The 16,400-nt window shown below is 71.8% G+C and carries 12 protein-coding genes; 9 read left to right on the top strand and 3 right to left on the bottom strand.

Annotated features, from left to right (window positions below):
- Positions 1-16 precede the first annotated feature (16 nt).
- Positions 17-1,033, bottom strand: coding sequence for a zinc-dependent alcohol dehydrogenase family protein (locus ABEB06_RS05155; RefSeq protein WP_345695586.1), 1,017 nt, complete (start codon positions 1,031-1,033; stop codon positions 17-19).
- 157 nt (positions 1,034-1,190) lie between these two features.
- Between ABEB06_RS05155 and ABEB06_RS05150 the strand changes: the two genes are divergently transcribed.
- The 3 genes from ABEB06_RS05150 to ABEB06_RS05140 all read left to right on the top strand — a co-directional run bounded on the left by ABEB06_RS05150 (position 1,191) and on the right by ABEB06_RS05140 (position 3,192).
- Positions 1,191-2,081 carry a helix-turn-helix transcriptional regulator gene (locus tag ABEB06_RS05150; protein ID WP_345695585.1) on the top strand — a complete coding sequence of 297 codons (891 nt, stop codon included), beginning with the start codon at positions 1,191-1,193 and terminating at the stop codon, positions 2,079-2,081.
- Positions 2,082-2,350: 269 nt separating this feature from the next.
- A complete protein-coding gene (locus ABEB06_RS05145; RefSeq protein WP_345695584.1) occupies positions 2,351-2,533 on the top strand; it encodes a hypothetical protein in 183 nt (60 codons plus the stop codon).
- Between the two features lie 86 nt (positions 2,534-2,619).
- Positions 2,620-3,192 carry a DeoR/GlpR family DNA-binding transcription regulator gene (locus ABEB06_RS05140; RefSeq protein WP_345695583.1) on the top strand — a complete coding sequence of 191 codons (573 nt, stop codon included), beginning with the start codon at positions 2,620-2,622 and terminating at the stop codon, positions 3,190-3,192.
- A gap of 215 nt (positions 3,193-3,407) precedes the next feature.
- Here the strand turns inward: ABEB06_RS05140 and ABEB06_RS05135 are convergent, their stop codons facing one another.
- Both ABEB06_RS05135 and ABEB06_RS05130 read right to left on the bottom strand, forming a co-directional pair.
- Entirely contained in the window at positions 3,408-4,109 is a 702-nt protein-coding gene (locus ABEB06_RS05135) for an ABC transporter ATP-binding protein (RefSeq protein ID WP_345695582.1), read from the bottom strand.
- Between the two features lie 293 nt (positions 4,110-4,402).
- Positions 4,403-5,578 (bottom strand): ROK family transcriptional regulator, encoded by a 1,176-nt coding sequence (locus tag ABEB06_RS05130; RefSeq protein WP_345695581.1) that lies wholly within the window; start codon positions 5,576-5,578, stop codon positions 4,403-4,405.
- Between the two features lie 107 nt (positions 5,579-5,685).
- Between ABEB06_RS05130 and ABEB06_RS05125 the strand changes: the two genes are divergently transcribed.
- From ABEB06_RS05125 to ABEB06_RS05100, 6 genes are all read left to right on the top strand, one after another.
- A complete protein-coding gene (locus ABEB06_RS05125; RefSeq protein WP_345695580.1) occupies positions 5,686-6,774 on the top strand; it encodes a Gfo/Idh/MocA family protein in 1,089 nt (362 codons plus the stop codon).
- A 34-nt stretch (positions 6,775-6,808) separates the two neighbouring features.
- Positions 6,809-8,353 carry a sugar ABC transporter ATP-binding protein gene (locus tag ABEB06_RS05120; protein ID WP_345695579.1) on the top strand — a complete coding sequence of 515 codons (1,545 nt, stop codon included), beginning with the start codon at positions 6,809-6,811 and terminating at the stop codon, positions 8,351-8,353.
- The gene (locus ABEB06_RS05115) at positions 8,350-9,354 is read left to right on the top strand and encodes an ABC transporter permease (RefSeq protein WP_425559573.1); all 1,005 of its coding nucleotides are present in this window, start codon (positions 8,350-8,352) and stop codon (positions 9,352-9,354) included. Before ABEB06_RS05120 ends, ABEB06_RS05115 begins: the two co-directional genes overlap by 4 nt.
- A 97-nt stretch (positions 9,355-9,451) precedes the next feature.
- Complete coding sequence (locus tag ABEB06_RS05110) at positions 9,452-10,483, top strand: substrate-binding domain-containing protein (protein ID WP_425559572.1); 1,032 nt, start codon at positions 9,452-9,454, stop codon at positions 10,481-10,483.
- 233 nt (positions 10,484-10,716) lie between these two features.
- A complete protein-coding gene (locus tag ABEB06_RS05105; protein WP_345695577.1) occupies positions 10,717-14,289 on the top strand; it encodes a ThuA domain-containing protein in 3,573 nt (1,190 codons plus the stop codon).
- A 133-nt stretch (positions 14,290-14,422) separates the two neighbouring features.
- The gene (locus ABEB06_RS05100; RefSeq protein WP_345695576.1) at positions 14,423-16,198 is read left to right on the top strand and encodes a ThuA domain-containing protein; all 1,776 of its coding nucleotides are present in this window, start codon (positions 14,423-14,425) and stop codon (positions 16,196-16,198) included.
- Positions 16,199-16,400 lie beyond the last annotated feature (202 nt).

The following is a 16,400-nucleotide window of genomic DNA, read 5'->3' as shown; positions in this document are numbered from 1 at the left end:
GGGTTCGGGAATGCCGTCAGGGCTTGAGGAGGGCCTTGACGGCGCGGCGCTCGTTCATGGCACGGTAGCCGTCGGCGACCTGCTCCAGGGGCAGGGTGAGGTCGAAGACCTTGCCGGGGTCGATGCGGCCGGTCAGGACGCGTTCGACGAGGTCGGGCAGGTAGCGGCGGACAGGGGCGGGGCCGCCGCGCAGGCCGACGTGGGAGAAGAACAGCTCCTGGCCGTCGATCGCGACGTCGTGGGGGACGCCGACGAAGCCCACGTTGCCGCCGGGCCGGGTGCTGTGCAGGGCCTGCCGCATGGACTCGGCGGTGCCGACGCACTCCAGCACGCTGTCGGCGCCGATGCCGCCGGTCAGCTCCTTGATCCGGGCCACTCCCTCCTCGCCGCGTTCGGTGACGATGTCGGTGGCGCCGAAGTCGAGGGCGAGCTTCTGCCGGTTCGCGTGGCGCGACATGGCGATGATCCGCTCGGCGCCCATCTCCTTCGCGGCGATCACCGCGCACAGACCGACCGCGCCGTCACCGACGACCACGGCGGTGGAACCGGGCCGGACCTCGGCGGCGTCGGCGGCGTACCAGCCGGTGCCCATCACGTCCGAGTTCGCCAGCAGCCCGGGCCAGAAGCGTTCGTCCGGCACGCCGTCGGACGTGACCAGGGTGCCGGCGGCGTTCGGGATGCGGACGTACTCGGCCTGGCAGGTGGACATGAACTCGCGGTGCAGGCAGTTCGACTGGAATCCGTTCACGCAGTGCGGGCAGCTGTTGTCGGAGGTCGCGAACGAGCCGACGACGAACTGGCCGGGCCGCAGGCCGGTGACATCACGACCGACCTCCTCGACGAAGCCGACGTACTCGTGCCCCATCGGACGGGGCTCGTCGACCGCGTCCAGGCCGCGCCACGGCCACAGGTCGGAGCCGCAGACGCAGGTGACGGCCGTGCGGATGATTGCATCCGTGGGCTTGAGGATCTTCGGGTCGTCCAGGGTTTCGAAGCGCACGTCGCCGGGGGCGTGGATCACTGCTCCGCGCATGGGAAGGTCCTTACGTCGAACGGAAGGGGAGCCCGGGCGGTGCCGTCCGGTGGCTCTCTTCCAGCGAACCGCGCCTTCCGGTGGTGAGCGAGGCACCAGCGAGGGGTGTACCGCCAGTACATCCCTTCCGCAGCCGTCAGGCCGTACGGTCGGAGACATGGACAACCGCGAGGAGGTCCGCGAGTTCCTGACCTCGCGGCGGGCGAAGATCAACCCGGAGCAGGCCGGCTTGCCCGCGGGGCCGAGGCGGCGCGTGCCCGGCCTGCGCCGGAGCGAGGTCGCCGCGCTGGCCGACATGAGCGTCGAGTACTACGCGAAACTCGAACGCGGCAACGTGGCCGGCGCCTCCCCGGCCGTCCTCGAAGCCGTCGCCCGCGCCCTGCAGATGGACGACGCCGAACGCGCCCACCTGTTGCACCTGGCCCAGGCCGCCGACGGCTCCGACGCCCTCACCCGCCCCCGGCGCCGCACCGGCGCGCGGCAGTGGATCCCGCACCGCAGTCTCCAGTGGACCCTCGACGCGATCACCGCCGGGCCCGCGGTCGTTGCGAACGGCCGCTCGGACGTCCTGGCCGCCAACCCGCTGGCCCGCGCGTTCTACGCCGACCTGTTCGCCAACCCCGACAACCAGGGCAACCTGGCCCGCTTCAACTTCCTCGACCCGGCCTCCCGCCCCTTCTACCCCGACTGGGAGCTCTTCGCCGACATGGCGGTCGCCGTCCTGCGCCGCGAAGCCGGCCGCGACCCCCACGACAAGAACCTGCACGACCTGATCGGCGAGCTGTCCACCCGCAGCACGGAGTTCCGCACCCGCTGGGGCGCCCACGACGTCCGTCGCCACGGAACCGGCACCAAACGCTTCCACCACCCCGCCGTCGGCGACCTCACCCTCGCCTACGAGTCGCTCGATCTCGCCGCCGAACCCGGGCTCCACATGACCGTCTACACCGCCGAGCCCGGCTCCCCTTCGGAAGAAGGCCTGCGCCTGCTCGCATCCCTCGCCGCGACCGAGGCGGTCGGCCCGGCCGTGCGGCGCCCCGCCGGTTGAAAGACCCCGCACGGGATGCGCTGAACCCCTTCCGGCAGCCAGGCGTGACCCAACCGGGCAGTTGGGCGTTTGGAAAGTGAAAGTGTCGAGGTGCACTGTCGGTATCCGGCCCACTTATGACTATTATCGGCGAAAGCTGCTATGTTCTGGGCAGGGCCTGGCCCGGGGTCGGGCGTCGTCGCATTGCGGCGTCGCGTGTGTGGGGAGGGAGGGTTGCTTCGGTGTCCGCGGAGTTCGAGGTCGGAGCCCGGGTCGTGCACTATCGCGACGTGACCCGTACGGGGACGCTCCTCGCGCTGCGGCGCTGGTGGTACCCGCCGGGCCTGCGTGGCTGGTTCGTCCGGTGGGACGGCAGCACGGAACCGGTCCGTGTACGGGCCGGAACGTGGCGCGTACCGGACGTCCCCCGGCACCGCACCCACCTGGTCGGCGCGACGCCGGCCCGGGTGTGACGCTGAAGCGCCCGCCCAGCGCCGCCACTGTGCGGGGGATGGGGCGGAGTCAAGGTAGTGGGAGAACCATGAGGTGGGGGGAGACTGTGCCCGGCAAGGACCGTGGTCCGGACGTCGAGCTCGCCGTCGCCGCTGCCGGGCTGGTGCTGCCCGGAAGCGTGGTGGCGTTGCCGGCCGGTCGGTCGGCCTGCGGCGTCGCGCGCCACCTGCTCGGGATTCCGCGCCTGACCGTGGTGACGAACAGTCTGCCCGCGGCCGGGGTCCTGCGGTACGAGGGCGGTGGGCCGGAGACGGCGGCGCCCGCCGTGCTGCTGACGGGCGGCACCACCACGCGATCCGGCACCGTCCTGGGTCCGTTGGCCGAACAGGCGATCCACTCGTTGCACGCCGATGTGGTGATCCTGGGTGCGCACGGGATCTCGGCCGACGGCATCACGGCGGCCGGACCGGCCGAAGCGCGGGCCGAGCGGGCGTTCCTGGCCTCCGCCCGGCGCGCCGTTGCCCTCGCGGACACCGCGGCCTGGGCCACCGCGGGCAGCGACGCCGTCGCGACGCTCGACGAAGTCGATGTCCTCGTGGTGCACGGCGCCCTGCCGGCGCGCACCCGCTCACGAGTGGCCCGCGCGGTGCGCGACCTCCTCGTGGCCGGGGCCGGCTGACCGCCCGGCGGCAGGTCCAGCCGCAGGTTGTCGGACCTGCGGTCGCCCCGGCACGGCCGCCCTGCGGTCGGCCCCGGCGGGGCCGCACCGGGCCCGGGCCCCAGGCGTGGCGGCCCTTGGCCCCGGCCCAGGCGTGGCCGCCCCGGCACCGCTGCCTCAGGCCTCCGCCCTGGCACGGTGCTCGGCCTGGGTCCGGGCGCCGGGGCCACCGGTGGTCACCCGACGCGACCTGCCGCGTCCGCAGCAGACAGGTCCGCCGGCTCGCCGCGGACCTCGATCTCGCGGTCGGCGAAGTCCGCCACCCGCGGCCGTAGCGTCGCCAGCACCACGGCGATGCCACAATCCACCGTCGCCGCCGTGAAGAGCTCCATCACGAGGTCGCTGCCGCGGCGGTCGAGTGCTCCCGTCGGCTCGTCGGCGAAGATCACGCGGGGCGAGAGGGCCAGCGTCCGGGCGATCGCCACCCGCCGGCACTCGCCGTCGGACAGTTCCTCGGGCCGCAGGCCGGCGAGGTCGGCCACGCCCATGCGTTCCAGCCAGGGCATCGCCTCGCGCTCGGCCTCCTCGGTCGGCCGACCGAGCAGCCGCAGCGGCAGGGCCGTGTTCTCGCGGCAGGTCAGGGTCGGCACCAGGTGCGCGAGCCCGGAGACGAAGCCGAAGGAGGTCCGGCGCAGGTGTCGGAGGTCGCTGTCGCCCATCGCCGTCACGGATCGGCCGTCGAACCGGATCTCGCCCTCGTCCGGGCGGACGATGCCCGACAGGCAGTGGAGCAGTGTGGAGGTGCCGAACGCGGATTCGCCCATGACGGCGACGATCTCGCCCGGCGCGACGGCGATCTCCCCGCCGTCGAGGACGACGGTACGGCCGTAGGACTTGCGAAGGCCTGTTGCGGACAGCAGCGGTTGCTGACGGGGCATGAGGGTGGTGCCTCTCTCCGGGACGACGAGTTCGGCGGGTCGGCCCCCCGCGGTGCCGGGCGGGAGGCGCGGTCGCGGGCTGGTGCCGAAGCGCTCGTGGTGCGCGTGCGGGCGTCCTCCAGGCGCCGGGTGCACGTGCACGCGGGGGCGTGCGGACACGGTCCAGCTAAGCCGTGTCCCCGCGCTCCACGAGAGCGGGGGACGGTCACGGCATGGTGTCGCCCGGGTCAATGCGTGGGGAGACGGTAGGTAGTGCCCTCGTCGACTACCTACCGGACGGTGGCGGAGGGAGGCTACGCGCCCGTGCCCGCGACGGCGAGGTCGACGGCGGCGGGGCTGAGCACGTGTTCGATGACCATGACGGAGGCGCCGATGACGCCGGCGCGGTCGCCGAGTTCGCGGGTGCGGATGGCCAGGTGCTGGGTGGCCAGGGGGAGGGACCGGGTGTAGATCGCCTCGCGGACGCCGGCGAGGAGGTGTTCTCCGGCGTCGGAGATGTCCCCGCCGATGACGATGACGGACGGGTTGAAGAAGTTCACCAGTGAGGCGAGCACCTCGCCGATGTTGCGGCCCGCCTGACGGACCGTCTTGACCGCCGCCGCGTTGCCGCCGCGTACCAGGTGGACGACGGCCCGGCTGTCGTGGGCGTCCAGGCCCTGGGCGCGGAGCTGGGCGGCGAGGGCGGATCCGCCGGCGAGGGCCTCCAGGCAGCCGGTGTTGCCGCAGCGGCAGAGCAGGTCGGTGGCGGCGGGCACCTGGATGTGTCCGATGTCGCCGGCCGCGCCCTGGGCGCCGCGGTGGAGGCGGTGGTCGGTGATGAGGCCGCAGCCGATGCCGGTGCCGACCTTGACGAAGAGCATGTCGGCGACGTCGGGGCTGGCGGCCCAGTGCTCGCCGACGGCCATGATGTTGACGTCGTTGTCGACCAGGACGGGGGCGCCCAGGCGGGGGCCGAGCCGGCCGGGGACGTCGAAGCCGTCCCAGCCCGGCATGATCGGCGGGTTGACCGGGCGTCCGGTGGAGTGCTCGACCGGCCCGGGCAGGCCGATGCCGACGCCGCAGACGTCCGCGAGGCTGTGGCCGGACTCGTCCAGCAGGCGCTGGAAGGTCTCGACGAGCCAGTCGAGGACGCGTTCGGGCCCGTCGGTGATCGGCAGGTCCTGGCCGTACTCGGCGAGGACCCGGGTGGACAGGTCCGTGACGGCCAGGCGGGCGTGGGTGGCTCCGAGGTCCGCGGCGAGGACGATCCTGGCGCCGGCGTTGAAGGAGAAGGCCACGGCGGGCCGGCCGCCGGAGGAGATCGCCTCGCCGCCGGGGGCGATCCACTGCTGGTCGAGAAGGGCGTCCAGGCGCTGGGAGACGGTCGACCTGGCGAGGCCGGTGAGCTGGACGAGCTCGGTCCGGGTCCGGGCGGGGCCGTCGCGCAGGATCGCCAGAATCGCCCCCGCGCCCGCCGGTTCGGTCGTCAACTCCGTGTCTCCTCCGTGTCACGTGCGCTTCTCGGCAACGGACTAATCATACCGAGGATCGCACTTTTGCTTGACGTTCGTCATAAGTCGTTCATACGATCTGCCCCATGCTCGACATACGACGACAGTCGGCGGAAGTCAGGACGGGAATCGTCGGAACTGGCTTCATCGGCCGCATACACGCCCGGGCGGTCCGACAGGCCGGCGCCCGGTTGGTGGGGGTCGCGGGGGCGGACAGGGACGACGCGATCAGGGGTGCCGAAGCGGTCGGGGCAGAGAAGGCCTTCGACTCGGCGGAGGAACTGATCGGATCCGGTCTCATCGACGTCCTGCACGTCTGCACCCCGAACCACCTGCACGCCCCCATCGCCCTCAAGGCGCTCGACGCCGGCCTCGCGGTGATCTGCGAGAAGCCGCTCGCCACCGACGCCGCGACGGCCGCACTCATGGCCGAGCGGGCCCATGACACGGGAGCGGTCGCCGCCGTCCCCTTCGTCTACCGCTTCCACCCGATGGTCCGCGAAGCCCGCGCCCGTCTCGCCGGCCTCGGCCGGATCAGCCTCGTCCAGGGCGGCTACCTGCAGGACTGGCTGCTCGAGTCGAGTGACGACAACTGGCGGATCGACCCCGCCAAGGGCGGCCCGGGCCGCACCATCGGTGACATCGGCTCCCACTGGTTTGACCTGGTGGAGTTCGTGACGGGCGACCGGATCACCCGGGTGTGCGCGCAGACCGCGGTCACCGTCGCCGACCGGGCGAGCGGACCCGTCCTCACCGAGGACCTCGCCACCGTCCAGTTCACCACCGCCTCCGGCGCCCTCGGCACGGTCTGCGTCAGCCAGGTCGCCGCCGGCCGCAAGAACCGGCTCTTCCTGGAGGTCTCGGCCGCGACCGGCAGCCTGGCCTTCGACCAGGAGAACCCGGAGCAGCTCTGGCTCGGCGGCCGCAGCGGCTCCCAGGCCCTGGTCCGCGACCCGAAGACCCTCTCGCCCGAGGCCCTGCGCTACGCGCCGCTGCCCGCGGGCCACCCGCAGGGCTTCCACGACTGCTTCAACGCCTTCGTCGACGACACCTACGCCGCGATCAGGGGCGAGCACCGCGAGGGCCTGCCGACCTTCCAGGACGGCGCGCGCGCCGCCCACCTCACCGACGCGGCCCTGAGGTCCGCGCACGAGGGCCGGTGGGTCCCGTGCTGAGGGCCGCCGGAGCCCGGGCCCCGAGGAGGTTCCGATGACCGCGACCACCGGCCGCCTGCCCGAAGCCGCGCCGCTGCTGCGGATCGAGGGGCTGACCAAGTCCTTCCCGGGCGTACGCGCCCTGGACGGCGTGGACCTGACGGTCCGCAGGGGAGAGGTGCACTGCCTGCTCGGCCAGAACGGCGCCGGCAAGTCCACGCTGATCAAGGTCCTGGCCGGTGTGCACCGGCCGGACGGCGGCACCGTCCACTGGAACGGCCGACCGGTCGACTTCCACGGCCCGCAGGACGCCATGGACGCCGGCATCGCCACCATGTACCAGGAACTCGACCTGGTCGCCGACATGTCGGTGGCGGAGAACATCTTCCTCGGCCACGAACCGCGCACCGCGGGCTTCGTCCGGCACGGCCGGATGCGCGCCGAGGCCAAGCGGATCCTCGCCCGCCTCGGCCATCCGGAGATCCCGGTCACCCGGCCCGTGGGCCGCCTGCCCGCGGCGTCCCGTCAGATCGTCAGCATGGCCCGGGCGCTGTCCCGCCGGGCCAAGCTGCTGATCATGGACGAGCCCAGCGCGGTCCTGTCCCACGAGGAGGTCGCCAACCTCTTCCGCACCATCCGGGAGCTGACCGCCGACGGCGTGGCCGTCATCTACATCTCCCACCGCCTGGAGGAGATCCGGGAGATCTGTGACCGCGTCACCGTCCTCAAGGACGGCCGCACCACCGCCGCGGACCTGCGCGCCGACGCGCCGACCGCCGAACTCGTCAGCCGGATGACCGGCCGCTCCATCGAGTACGTCTTCCCGCCGCGCCCCGCGCGCGTCGCGGGCCTGGACAACCTCCTGACCGTCGAACACCTCACCCGGCGCGGCGAGTTCGCCGACGTCTCGCTGACCGTGAAGCCCGGCGAGATCGTCGGCATCGCCGGCCTGGTCGGCTCGGGCCGCTCGGAACTGCTGGAGACCATCGCCGGCGCCCGGCGCCCCGAGGCGGGGCGCATCAGGGTCGCGGGCCGTCCGCTGCGGCCCGGCAGCGTACCGGCGGCCGTCCGCGCCGGGATCGGACTCGCCCCGGAGGAGCGCAAGAGCCAGGCGCTGCTGCTGGGGGAGTCCGTGCAGAGCAACATCGGCCTGGCGAGCCTGCCCCGCCACGCGCGGGCCGGATTCCTGCGGCGCTCCGCCGAACAGGCGGCCGCGACGGCCGTCGCCGACCGGCTGGAACTGCGTCCCCGGGACGTCACCCGCAGGGTCGGCACGCTGTCCGGCGGCAACCAGCAGAAGGCCGTCGTCGGCCGCTGGCTGCTCGGCGGCACCCGCCTGCTCCTGCTGGACGAACCCACCCGGGGCGTCGACGTCGGCGCCCGGGCCGAGCTCTACCAGGTCGTCAGGGACCTCGCCGCCTCCGGCGTCGGCGTCCTGATGGTCTCCAGCGAAGTACCGGAGGTGCTCGGCCTCGCCGACCGCGTCCTGGTCATGCGCGAAGGCCGGATCGTCCGCGAGGCCGACGCGAGACAGCTCGACGAACACAAGGTGCTCGACCTGGTCATGGCCGGGCCCCAGCCGGAAGGAACGACACCGTGACCGACGTGGCCCCGCCGCTGGTACCCAAGACCGACACCGCGTGGTTCAAGAGCGATGCGAGTGAACCCCTGCGCCGCAACCTCGGCCTGATCGCCGTCCTGGCCGTCCTGGTCGTGATCGGCACCCTCACCGCCCCCGGCCGGTTCCTGACCGGCGCCAACATCCTGATCATCCTCACCCAGGCCTCCGCCATCGGCGTGATCACCGTCGGGATGACCTTCGTCATCATCGGCGGCGGCATCGACCTGTCGGTCGGCGCCCTCGCGGCGCTGGCCGCCGTCTGGTCCACCACCGTCGCCACCCAGGAACTCGGCGCACCGGGGATCGTCTTCACCGCGCTCGCCGTCGGCGTGGTGGCCGGAGCGCTCAACGGACTCCTGGTCGCCTACGGACGCCTGGTCCCCTTCATCGCGACCCTCGCGGTCATGGTCAGTGCCCGGGGGCTGGCCACCAAGATCTCCGGCAAGCAGACCCAGCCGGTCGAGGTCGACGCCATCAACAACCTCGCCGAGTCCAAGGTCCTCGGCATCCCGATGCTGGTCCTGATCCTGGCCGCGGTCACCGCCGCGGGCTGGGTGCTGCTCAACCGCACCACCTTCGGCCGGCGCACCGTCGCCCTCGGCGGCAACAGCGAGGCGGCCCGGCTGGCCGGCGTCAACGTCCGCCGCCAGAGCGTCTACCTCTACGCGCTGTCCGGCCTGTGCTGCGGCATCGCCGCGATCATGATCGTCGCCCAGGCCAACGCCGGCTCCTCCGGTCAGGGCGAGCTCTACGAGCTCGACGCCATCGCCGCCGCCATCATCGGCGGAACCCTCCTGACCGGAGGCCGCGGCACCGTCATCGGCTCGCTGCTGGGCGTGCTGGCCTTCACCACCATCACCAACCTCTTCATCCTGAACAACCTGCCGAACGAGGTCCAGAACATCGTGAAGGGCGCCATCATCCTCGGCGCCGTCCTCGTCCAGCAGTTCAAGCCCGGCCGCCTCCTGCGCCGCGGCTGACGCCGAACCACCTCCCCCCACCCCTTCCCCGGCGCCGCCGTGCGCGGCGGTGACCACCCCTTCCCTCCGTGAGGTCGAAATGTCCGAGAGATCCGCCATGTCCCGCAGAGGCATCCTGTTCGGCGGCGCCGCCATCGGTGCCGGAGTCCTGCTGACCGCCTGCACCTCCAACGAGCACGACACCAAGGCCACCACCCCGATCGCCCCGGCCGGCGGCTCGGACAAGCCCGGCAAGCCGATCACCATCGGGTTCTCCGCCCCCGCCGCGGACCACGGTTGGATGGCCGCGATCACCGCCAACGCCCAGGCCACCGCCAAGCTGTACCCCGGCGAGGTGACCCTCAAGGCCGTCGAGGCGGGCAAGGACGCCACCGCGCAGCGGGCCGCGCTGGAGACCCTGATCCAGTCCAAGCCGGACGCGATCGTGATCCTTCCGCACGACGGCGCCCAGCTCACCGCCACCGCCCGCAAGGCCATGGCGGCCGGGATCCCGGTGATCAACCTGGACCGGGCGTTCACCGACGAGCTGGCCTTCCGCCTCCTGATCAAGGGCGACAACTACGGCATGGGCGTCGCGGCCGGCCACTTCATCGGAGGGCGGCTCAAGAAGGCCCAGGTCGCCGACCCGAAGATCGCCGAGATCGCCGGCATCGACAGCCTCCCGCTGACCCAGGACCGCAGCCGCGGCTTCAAGGACGCCCTCGCCACCTACGGCTTCGCCGTCTCCAACCGGGCCGCCGCCGAATTCACCATCGACTCCGGCCAGAAGGTCGCCGCCAACCTGCTCCAGGCGGCCCCGAAGCTCGACGCGCTGTGGAACCACGACGACGACCAGGGCATCGGCGTCCTCGCGGCGATCAAGCAGGCCGGGCGCAGCGAGTTCTTCATGGTCGGCGGCGCCGGTTCGCTGAAGGCCATGGAGGCCATCAAGCGCGACGACAGCGTCCTGAAGGCGACCGTCACCTACAGCCCCAGCATGGCGTCCTCCGCCGTCGCGCTCGCCCGCCTGGTCGCCAACGAGCGAGGGCTGGCGGGCCTGGCCGAGCTGGCGGTGCCCAAGGAGATCCGCCTGGCCTCCGAGACGATCGACAAGTCCAACGTGGAGAACTACCTGCCGCTCGGCTTCTGACCGGCCGACCGCCCATGAACGCCGGTCCGCGGTCCCCCCGGCCGTGGACCGGCCCCTCCGGACCCGTTTCTGACACTCCGTGCTCCCGCCGGCGTCCCGCCAGGACCCCCAGCCGCGCACGGACCCTGTTCCACCGGCCCCCACCCGGGCCGCCGGTGCCCGCTGCCGAGGGCCCACCCGGACGCCGGAGCCCGGCGTCCGCCCCTCGGCGGACCACCCGAAAGGAAACGATCATGAAGCGTGCGAGAGGCAGGTGGCGGGGAGCGGTCCTTGCCGCAGCGCTCGGCCTCGCCGGCCTGCCAGCGATCACCGCACCGCAGGCCGCCGCCGACGGCCAGCCGTTCAAGGTCCTCGTGTTCACCAAGACCGCCTCCGGAGCCCCCCGACACGACTCCATCGCCGCCGGCGTCCAGGCGATCAAGCAGCTCGGCGTCGACAACGGCTTCGACGTCGTCCAGAGCGAGGACTCCTCCGTCTTCAACACCGCCACGCTCAACGGCTATAACGCCGTCGTCATGCTCCAGACGTCCGGCATGGTCTGGGACACCGACGCGCAGCGCCAGGCCGTCCAGGAGTACGTGCGCAGCGGGCACGGCGTGGTGGCGGTCCACAACGCCACCGACATGAAGGTCGAGTCGACGTTCCCCTGGTGGGACGAGACCGTCATGGCCGGCGCCCACATGACGACCGCCGCGGCCTCCCAGCAGGCCACCGTCAAGGTCCTGGACAAGGTCCACCCCTCCACCAAGGGCCTGCCGGACCGCTGGACGCGCACCGACGAGTGGTACAACTTCGACAAGGACACCACCGGCAGCGTCCACGTCCTGGCCACGGTGGACGAGACCACGTACAACGCGGGCGCCGCCAAGATGCAGGTCCTCAAGACCGGGGCCGACGGCTACCAGGTCCAGCAGAACCACCCGATCTCCTGGTGCCGCGGTACCGACGGGCTCAAGGTCTGGGCCACCGCCATGGGGCACGACGCGGCCTCCTACTCGGACGTCCTGTTCAAGCAGCACCTCCTCGGCGGCATCAAGTGGGCAGCCGGCGCCGCCGCCGGCGACTGCGGAGCGACCGTCGCCAGCCGGTTCCAGAAGGTCACCCTGCAGCTTCAGCCCGACCAGCCCATGCAGTTGGACGTCGCGCCCGGCGGGAAGGTCTTCTACATCACCCGCCCCGGCAAGGTGCACGTCATCCACACCGACGAGGGCGCGCCGGAAACCCACGACGCCGCCGCGCTGAACGTCTACTCCGGCGGCGAGGACGGCGGGCTCGGCCTTGCGCTCGACCCGAACTACGCCACCAACCGGTGGATGTACATCACTTACGCGCCCAAGGCCACCAGCACCGTCCAGGTCTCGCGCTTCACCGTCAAGGCCGACGACACGCTGGACATGTCCAGCGAGAAGAAGATCATCGAATGGCCGGACGACCGGACCAACGACCCGGCCCACGCCGGCGGCAACCTCGCCTTCGGCCCCGGCGGCAACCTGTACATCGGCACCGGCGACGACACCAACCCCTTCTCCAGCAACTACGCCCCCATCGACGAGACCTCGGGCCGGGCCGGCTGGGACGCCCAGCGGACCTCGGCGAACACCAACGACCTGCGCGGCAAGATCCTGCGCATCCACCCCGAGGCGGCCGGCAACTACACCGTCCCCGCGGGCAACCTGTTCGCACCCGGCGCGGCCAAGACCAAGCCCGAGATCTACGCGATGGGCGTGCGGAACGCTTTCCGCTTCTCGGTCGACCAGAAGACCGGCAACCTCGCGGTCGCCGACTACGGACCGGACGCCAAGATCGCCGACCCCAACCGCGGGCCGGTGGGCCAGGTCGAATGGAACCTGATGACGGGGCCGGGCAACTACGGCTGGCCGTACTGCAGCGGCAACAACATCCCGTTCAACGACTACGACTTCGCCACCAAGACCTCCGGGCCGAAGTTCGACTGCTCCGCGCCGGTCAACAACTCTCCCAACAACACGGGTCTGACCGACCTGCCCCCGGCCAAGGCCCCGCAGGTGTCGTACGACTACAACCCGCCCACCGCGTTCCCCGAGCTGGAGTGGAAGTCCGGCAACGGCGCCGCCCCGATGGCCGGCCCGTTCTACCACTACGACGCGGCCAGCACCTCCGAGCGCAAGTTCCCCGAGTACTACGACGGGACGTCGTTCTTCTACGAGTGGGACCGCGGCTTCGTCAAGGAGATGCGCACCGACGCCTCCGGCGGCCTGCTGAAGATCAACCCGTTCGCCGCGAAGCTCGACGCCCACTCCCCGATGGACATGAAGTTCGGCCCGGACGGCGCGATGTACCTCATCGAGTGGGGCCACGGCTACGGCACCAACCCCGACGCGGGCATCTACCGCATCGACTACGTCCCGGGCAACAGGTCGCCGCAGGTCAAGACCGCCGCCTCCCCCGACTCCGGCCAGGCGCCGTTGAACGTCTCGTTCTCCTCGGCGGGCACCGTGGATCCCGACAACGACACGCTCACCTACCGGTGGGACTTCGGTGACGGTGCCACCGCCACCACCGCCGACCCCTCCCACGTCTACACCGTCAACGGGAACTACAACGCCACCCTGACGGTGACCGACAGCGGCGGCAAGACCGCGGCGCTGAGCGTGCCCGTCACCGTCGGCAATACCCGCCCCACGCTCACCTTCACCGAGCCGGCCCTCGGAAGCTTTGCCGCCGTCGGCGACTACGTGAACTACACCCTCACCGGCTCCGACCCCGAGGACGGCGCCCTCGACTGCTCGAAGGTCCTGGTCATCGCCGCACTCGGCCACGACACGCACACCCACGACGGCGGGTCGACCCATGGCTGCTCCGGGACGATCCGGATGCCGCTGGAGGGTCACGGCAGCGAGGTCGACACGTTCCTGCAACTGTCCGCCACCTACACCGACACGGGCGGACTCGATGTCCACGCCGGCGTCAGGCTGGCCGAGAAGGAGCGGCAGGCCGAGTACTACGAGGCACAGAGCGGCCTCAAGAAGATCAGCCGCGACACCGCCCAGGCCGGGTTCGCCCTCGGCGACGTCGGCAGCAACGAGTGGTTCTCGTTCAAGCCGATGAACACGGCCGGGATGGACACCGTGTCCTTCCGGGTCGCCGCACCCGCCGACGGCCATGGCACGATCGAGCTGCACGCCGACTCCCCGACCGGGCCGCTGATGGCCGCCAGCCCCGTCGCGCCCGGCAAGGACTGGTACACCTACACCTGGGCGCCGCCGGTGAGGATCACCGACCCGGGCGGCACCCACCCGGTGTACGTAGTCTTCAAGAACCCCCGGTTCGACATCGACTCGGTGGCCTTCGCCGGCGCAGGACTCGCCGTCCCCAACTCCCCGCAGGCGAGCCACACCTACACGCTCACCTCCGCAGTCAGCGGCAAGGTCATGGACGTGAAGGGCGCGTTCCTGGACGACGGCGTGCCGGTGCTCCAGTACAACCCGACCGGCAAGCCGAACCAGCAGTGGAAGCTCGCCGACGGCGGAAACGGCACCTTCACCCTGACCTCCGTTCTCAGCGGCAAGTGCCTGGAGGTCCCGGTCGGCGCGGTCGACCAGGCGGGCGCCGGCCTCGTCCAGTCGACCTGCACGGGTGCCGCTAACCAGAAGTGGACCTTCGAGCCCGTCGGCAAGGAGACCTACCGGCTCGTCTCCGCGGCCGGCAGCAACCGCTGCGTGGACGTCCCCAGCGGCACCACCGACGTCAGGCAGCTCGTCCAGTGGACCTGCGGCTCGGGCACCCCCGCCACCAAGCAGCAGTGGACGCTCAGCAAGCTCGCCTGATCCCCGACCCCCGGTGCCCGTCCCCCCTTCCCCCGGAGGGGCGGGCACCGGGCCCCCGCAACAGGCCCCACCCGTCGCGAACGAGGAGCCGCGCAGCCAGCGCCGGCCCCACCTCCCACCCGAGGAAACCCCCATGCCACGTTCACGCTCCCTGATGGGCGCCCTCGCCCTGTGCAGCGCCCTCGCCCTCACGACCCCCGCGCACGCCGCCGAAGCGGCGCCGGCACCGTACAAGGTCCTGGTCTTCTCCAAGGCCGCCGGCTACGTCCACGACTCGATCCCCACCGCGGTCCAGACCGTCAAGGACCTCGGCGCCGCGAACGGTTTCACCGTCGATGCGACCGCGGACGACACCGTCTTCACCGATGCCGACCTCGCCCAGTACAAGGCGGTCGTCTTCGTCAGCACCACCGGCGACTTCCTTCCCGACCCGGATGAACAGGCCGCGTTCGAGCGGTACATCCGCGCGGGCGGAGGCTACGCCGGCATCCATGCCGCCGCCGACGGCGAATACCAGTGGCCGTTCTACGGGAAGCTCGTCGGGGCCTGGTTCCGCGGCCACCCCTCCCAGCAGAACGCCAGGGTGACCTTCGAGGACCGCGGCAACGCCAGCACCTCCCACCTGCCCTCCACCCCGTGGACCAGGTGGGACGAGTGGTACAACTACCAGACCAACCCGCGGGCCAACACCCACGTGCTCGCCTCCCTGGACGAAACCTCCTACCAGGGCGGCACGATGGGCGGCGACCACCCCATCACCTGGTGCCAGGACTTCGCGGGCGGCCGCTCCTGGTACACCGGCATGGGCCACACCACCGCCTCGTACACGGACCCGGCGTTCCGCGCCATGCTCCTCGGCGGGATCCAGTACGCGGCGGGCACCGTCCACGCGGACTGCCGCCCCGAGACCGGCTACACCCCGCTCTACAACGGTGATGCGACCGGCTGGACCCAGGCCGGCCCCGGCGGCTTCGACAACTCCGACGCGACCCTGAGCACCCGGGGCGGCATGGGCCTGTACTGGCGCTCCACGCAGCTCCCGTCCAACCGGTACTCCCTCAAGCTCGACTGGAAGATGCAGGGCGACGACAACTCCGGCGTCTACGTGGGCTTTCCGGACCCGCACGGCGATCCCGCGGTGGCCGTCAGCAAGGGTTACGAGATCCAGCTCGACGCCACCGACACCCCGGCCCGCTCCACCGGCAGCGTCTACAACTTCCGGGCGCCCGATGCCGCCGCCCGCGACGCCGCGCTGAATGCGCCCGGCATGTGGAACACGTACGAGATCGTCGTGGACGCCCCCCGGATCCAGGTCTACCTCAACGGTGTGAAGATCAACGACTTCACCGGCGACCCGGCCCGCTTCACCGGCACCAACATCGGCCTGCAGAACCTCTCCGACAGCAACCACGTCTCCTTCCGCAACGTGCGCGTCAAGTCCCTGGACGCCGTACCCACCGGCCCGCAGGCCGGCCGCACCTACACGCTCACCAGTGTCGCGAGCAACAAGGTCGCCGACGTCGCGGGCGCCTCCACCGCGGACGACGCCAAGGTCGTCCAGTGGCCCGCAGCCGGCAGCGCCAACCAGAAGTGGAAGCTCACGGACACCGGCGACGGCACGTACACGCTGACCGCCGCCCACAGCGGCAAGTGCCTCGACATCCCCGCCGGCGGCACCGCCACCAACGGGACCAAGCTCGACCAGACCACCTGCACCGGCGGCGCCAACCAGAAATGGGACCTGCGCCCCGCCGGCCCACTCGACCAGGACACCTACCTGCTCACCTCCGCGGCGAGCGGCAAGTGCCTCGACGTCCCCGGCGCCACCCTCACCTCCGGCACCCAGCTGCAGCAGTGGAGTTGCTCCGGAAACCCCGCTCAGCAGTGGAAGCTCACCCAGCTCGACTGACCCCGAGTCCCCGGCACCCGTCCGCTCCCCCCGGGCGGGTTCCGGGCCACCGGCTCCGGTGCCCACCCACCCTGACAGGGATGGGCACCGGGCCCCGGCCGGCGCCCCGCCTCGACCCTGCCCGGGGCGGGCGCCGGCTCCGCATCCCCGGTGCCCGTCCGAGCGAGGGCGGGCGGGTACCGGGGACCCCACCAGCCCAGCC

The sequence above is a fragment of the Kitasatospora terrestris genome (assembly GCF_039542905.1).
GTDB lineage: Bacteria > Actinomycetota > Actinomycetes > Streptomycetales > Streptomycetaceae > Kitasatospora > Kitasatospora terrestris.
Note: the sequence above shows the minus strand (reverse complement) of the source record. Positions and strands in the feature narration are given on the sequence as shown.

Excerpts from the sequence above, each read along its gene's own strand:
- ABEB06_RS05155 (WP_345695586.1), bottom strand. The coding sequence starts at position 1,033 with ATGCGCGGAGCAGTGATCCACGCCCCCGGCGACGTGCGCTTCGAAACC.
- ABEB06_RS05150 (WP_345695585.1), top strand. The coding sequence starts at position 1,191 with ATGGACAACCGCGAGGAGGTCCGCGAGTTCCTGACCTCGCGGCGGGCG.
- ABEB06_RS05135 (WP_345695582.1), bottom strand. The coding sequence starts at position 4,109 with ATGCCCCGTCAGCAACCGCTGCTGTCCGCAACAGGCCTTCGCAAGTCC.
- ABEB06_RS05125 (WP_345695580.1), top strand. The coding sequence starts at position 5,686 with ATGCTCGACATACGACGACAGTCGGCGGAAGTCAGGACGGGAATCGTC.
- ABEB06_RS05120 (WP_345695579.1), top strand. The coding sequence starts at position 6,809 with ATGACCGCGACCACCGGCCGCCTGCCCGAAGCCGCGCCGCTGCTGCGG.
- ABEB06_RS05110 (WP_425559572.1), top strand. The coding sequence starts at position 9,452 with ATGTCCCGCAGAGGCATCCTGTTCGGCGGCGCCGCCATCGGTGCCGGA.
- ABEB06_RS05105 (WP_345695577.1), top strand. The coding sequence starts at position 10,717 with ATGAAGCGTGCGAGAGGCAGGTGGCGGGGAGCGGTCCTTGCCGCAGCG.
- ABEB06_RS05100 (WP_345695576.1), top strand. The coding sequence starts at position 14,423 with ATGCCACGTTCACGCTCCCTGATGGGCGCCCTCGCCCTGTGCAGCGCC.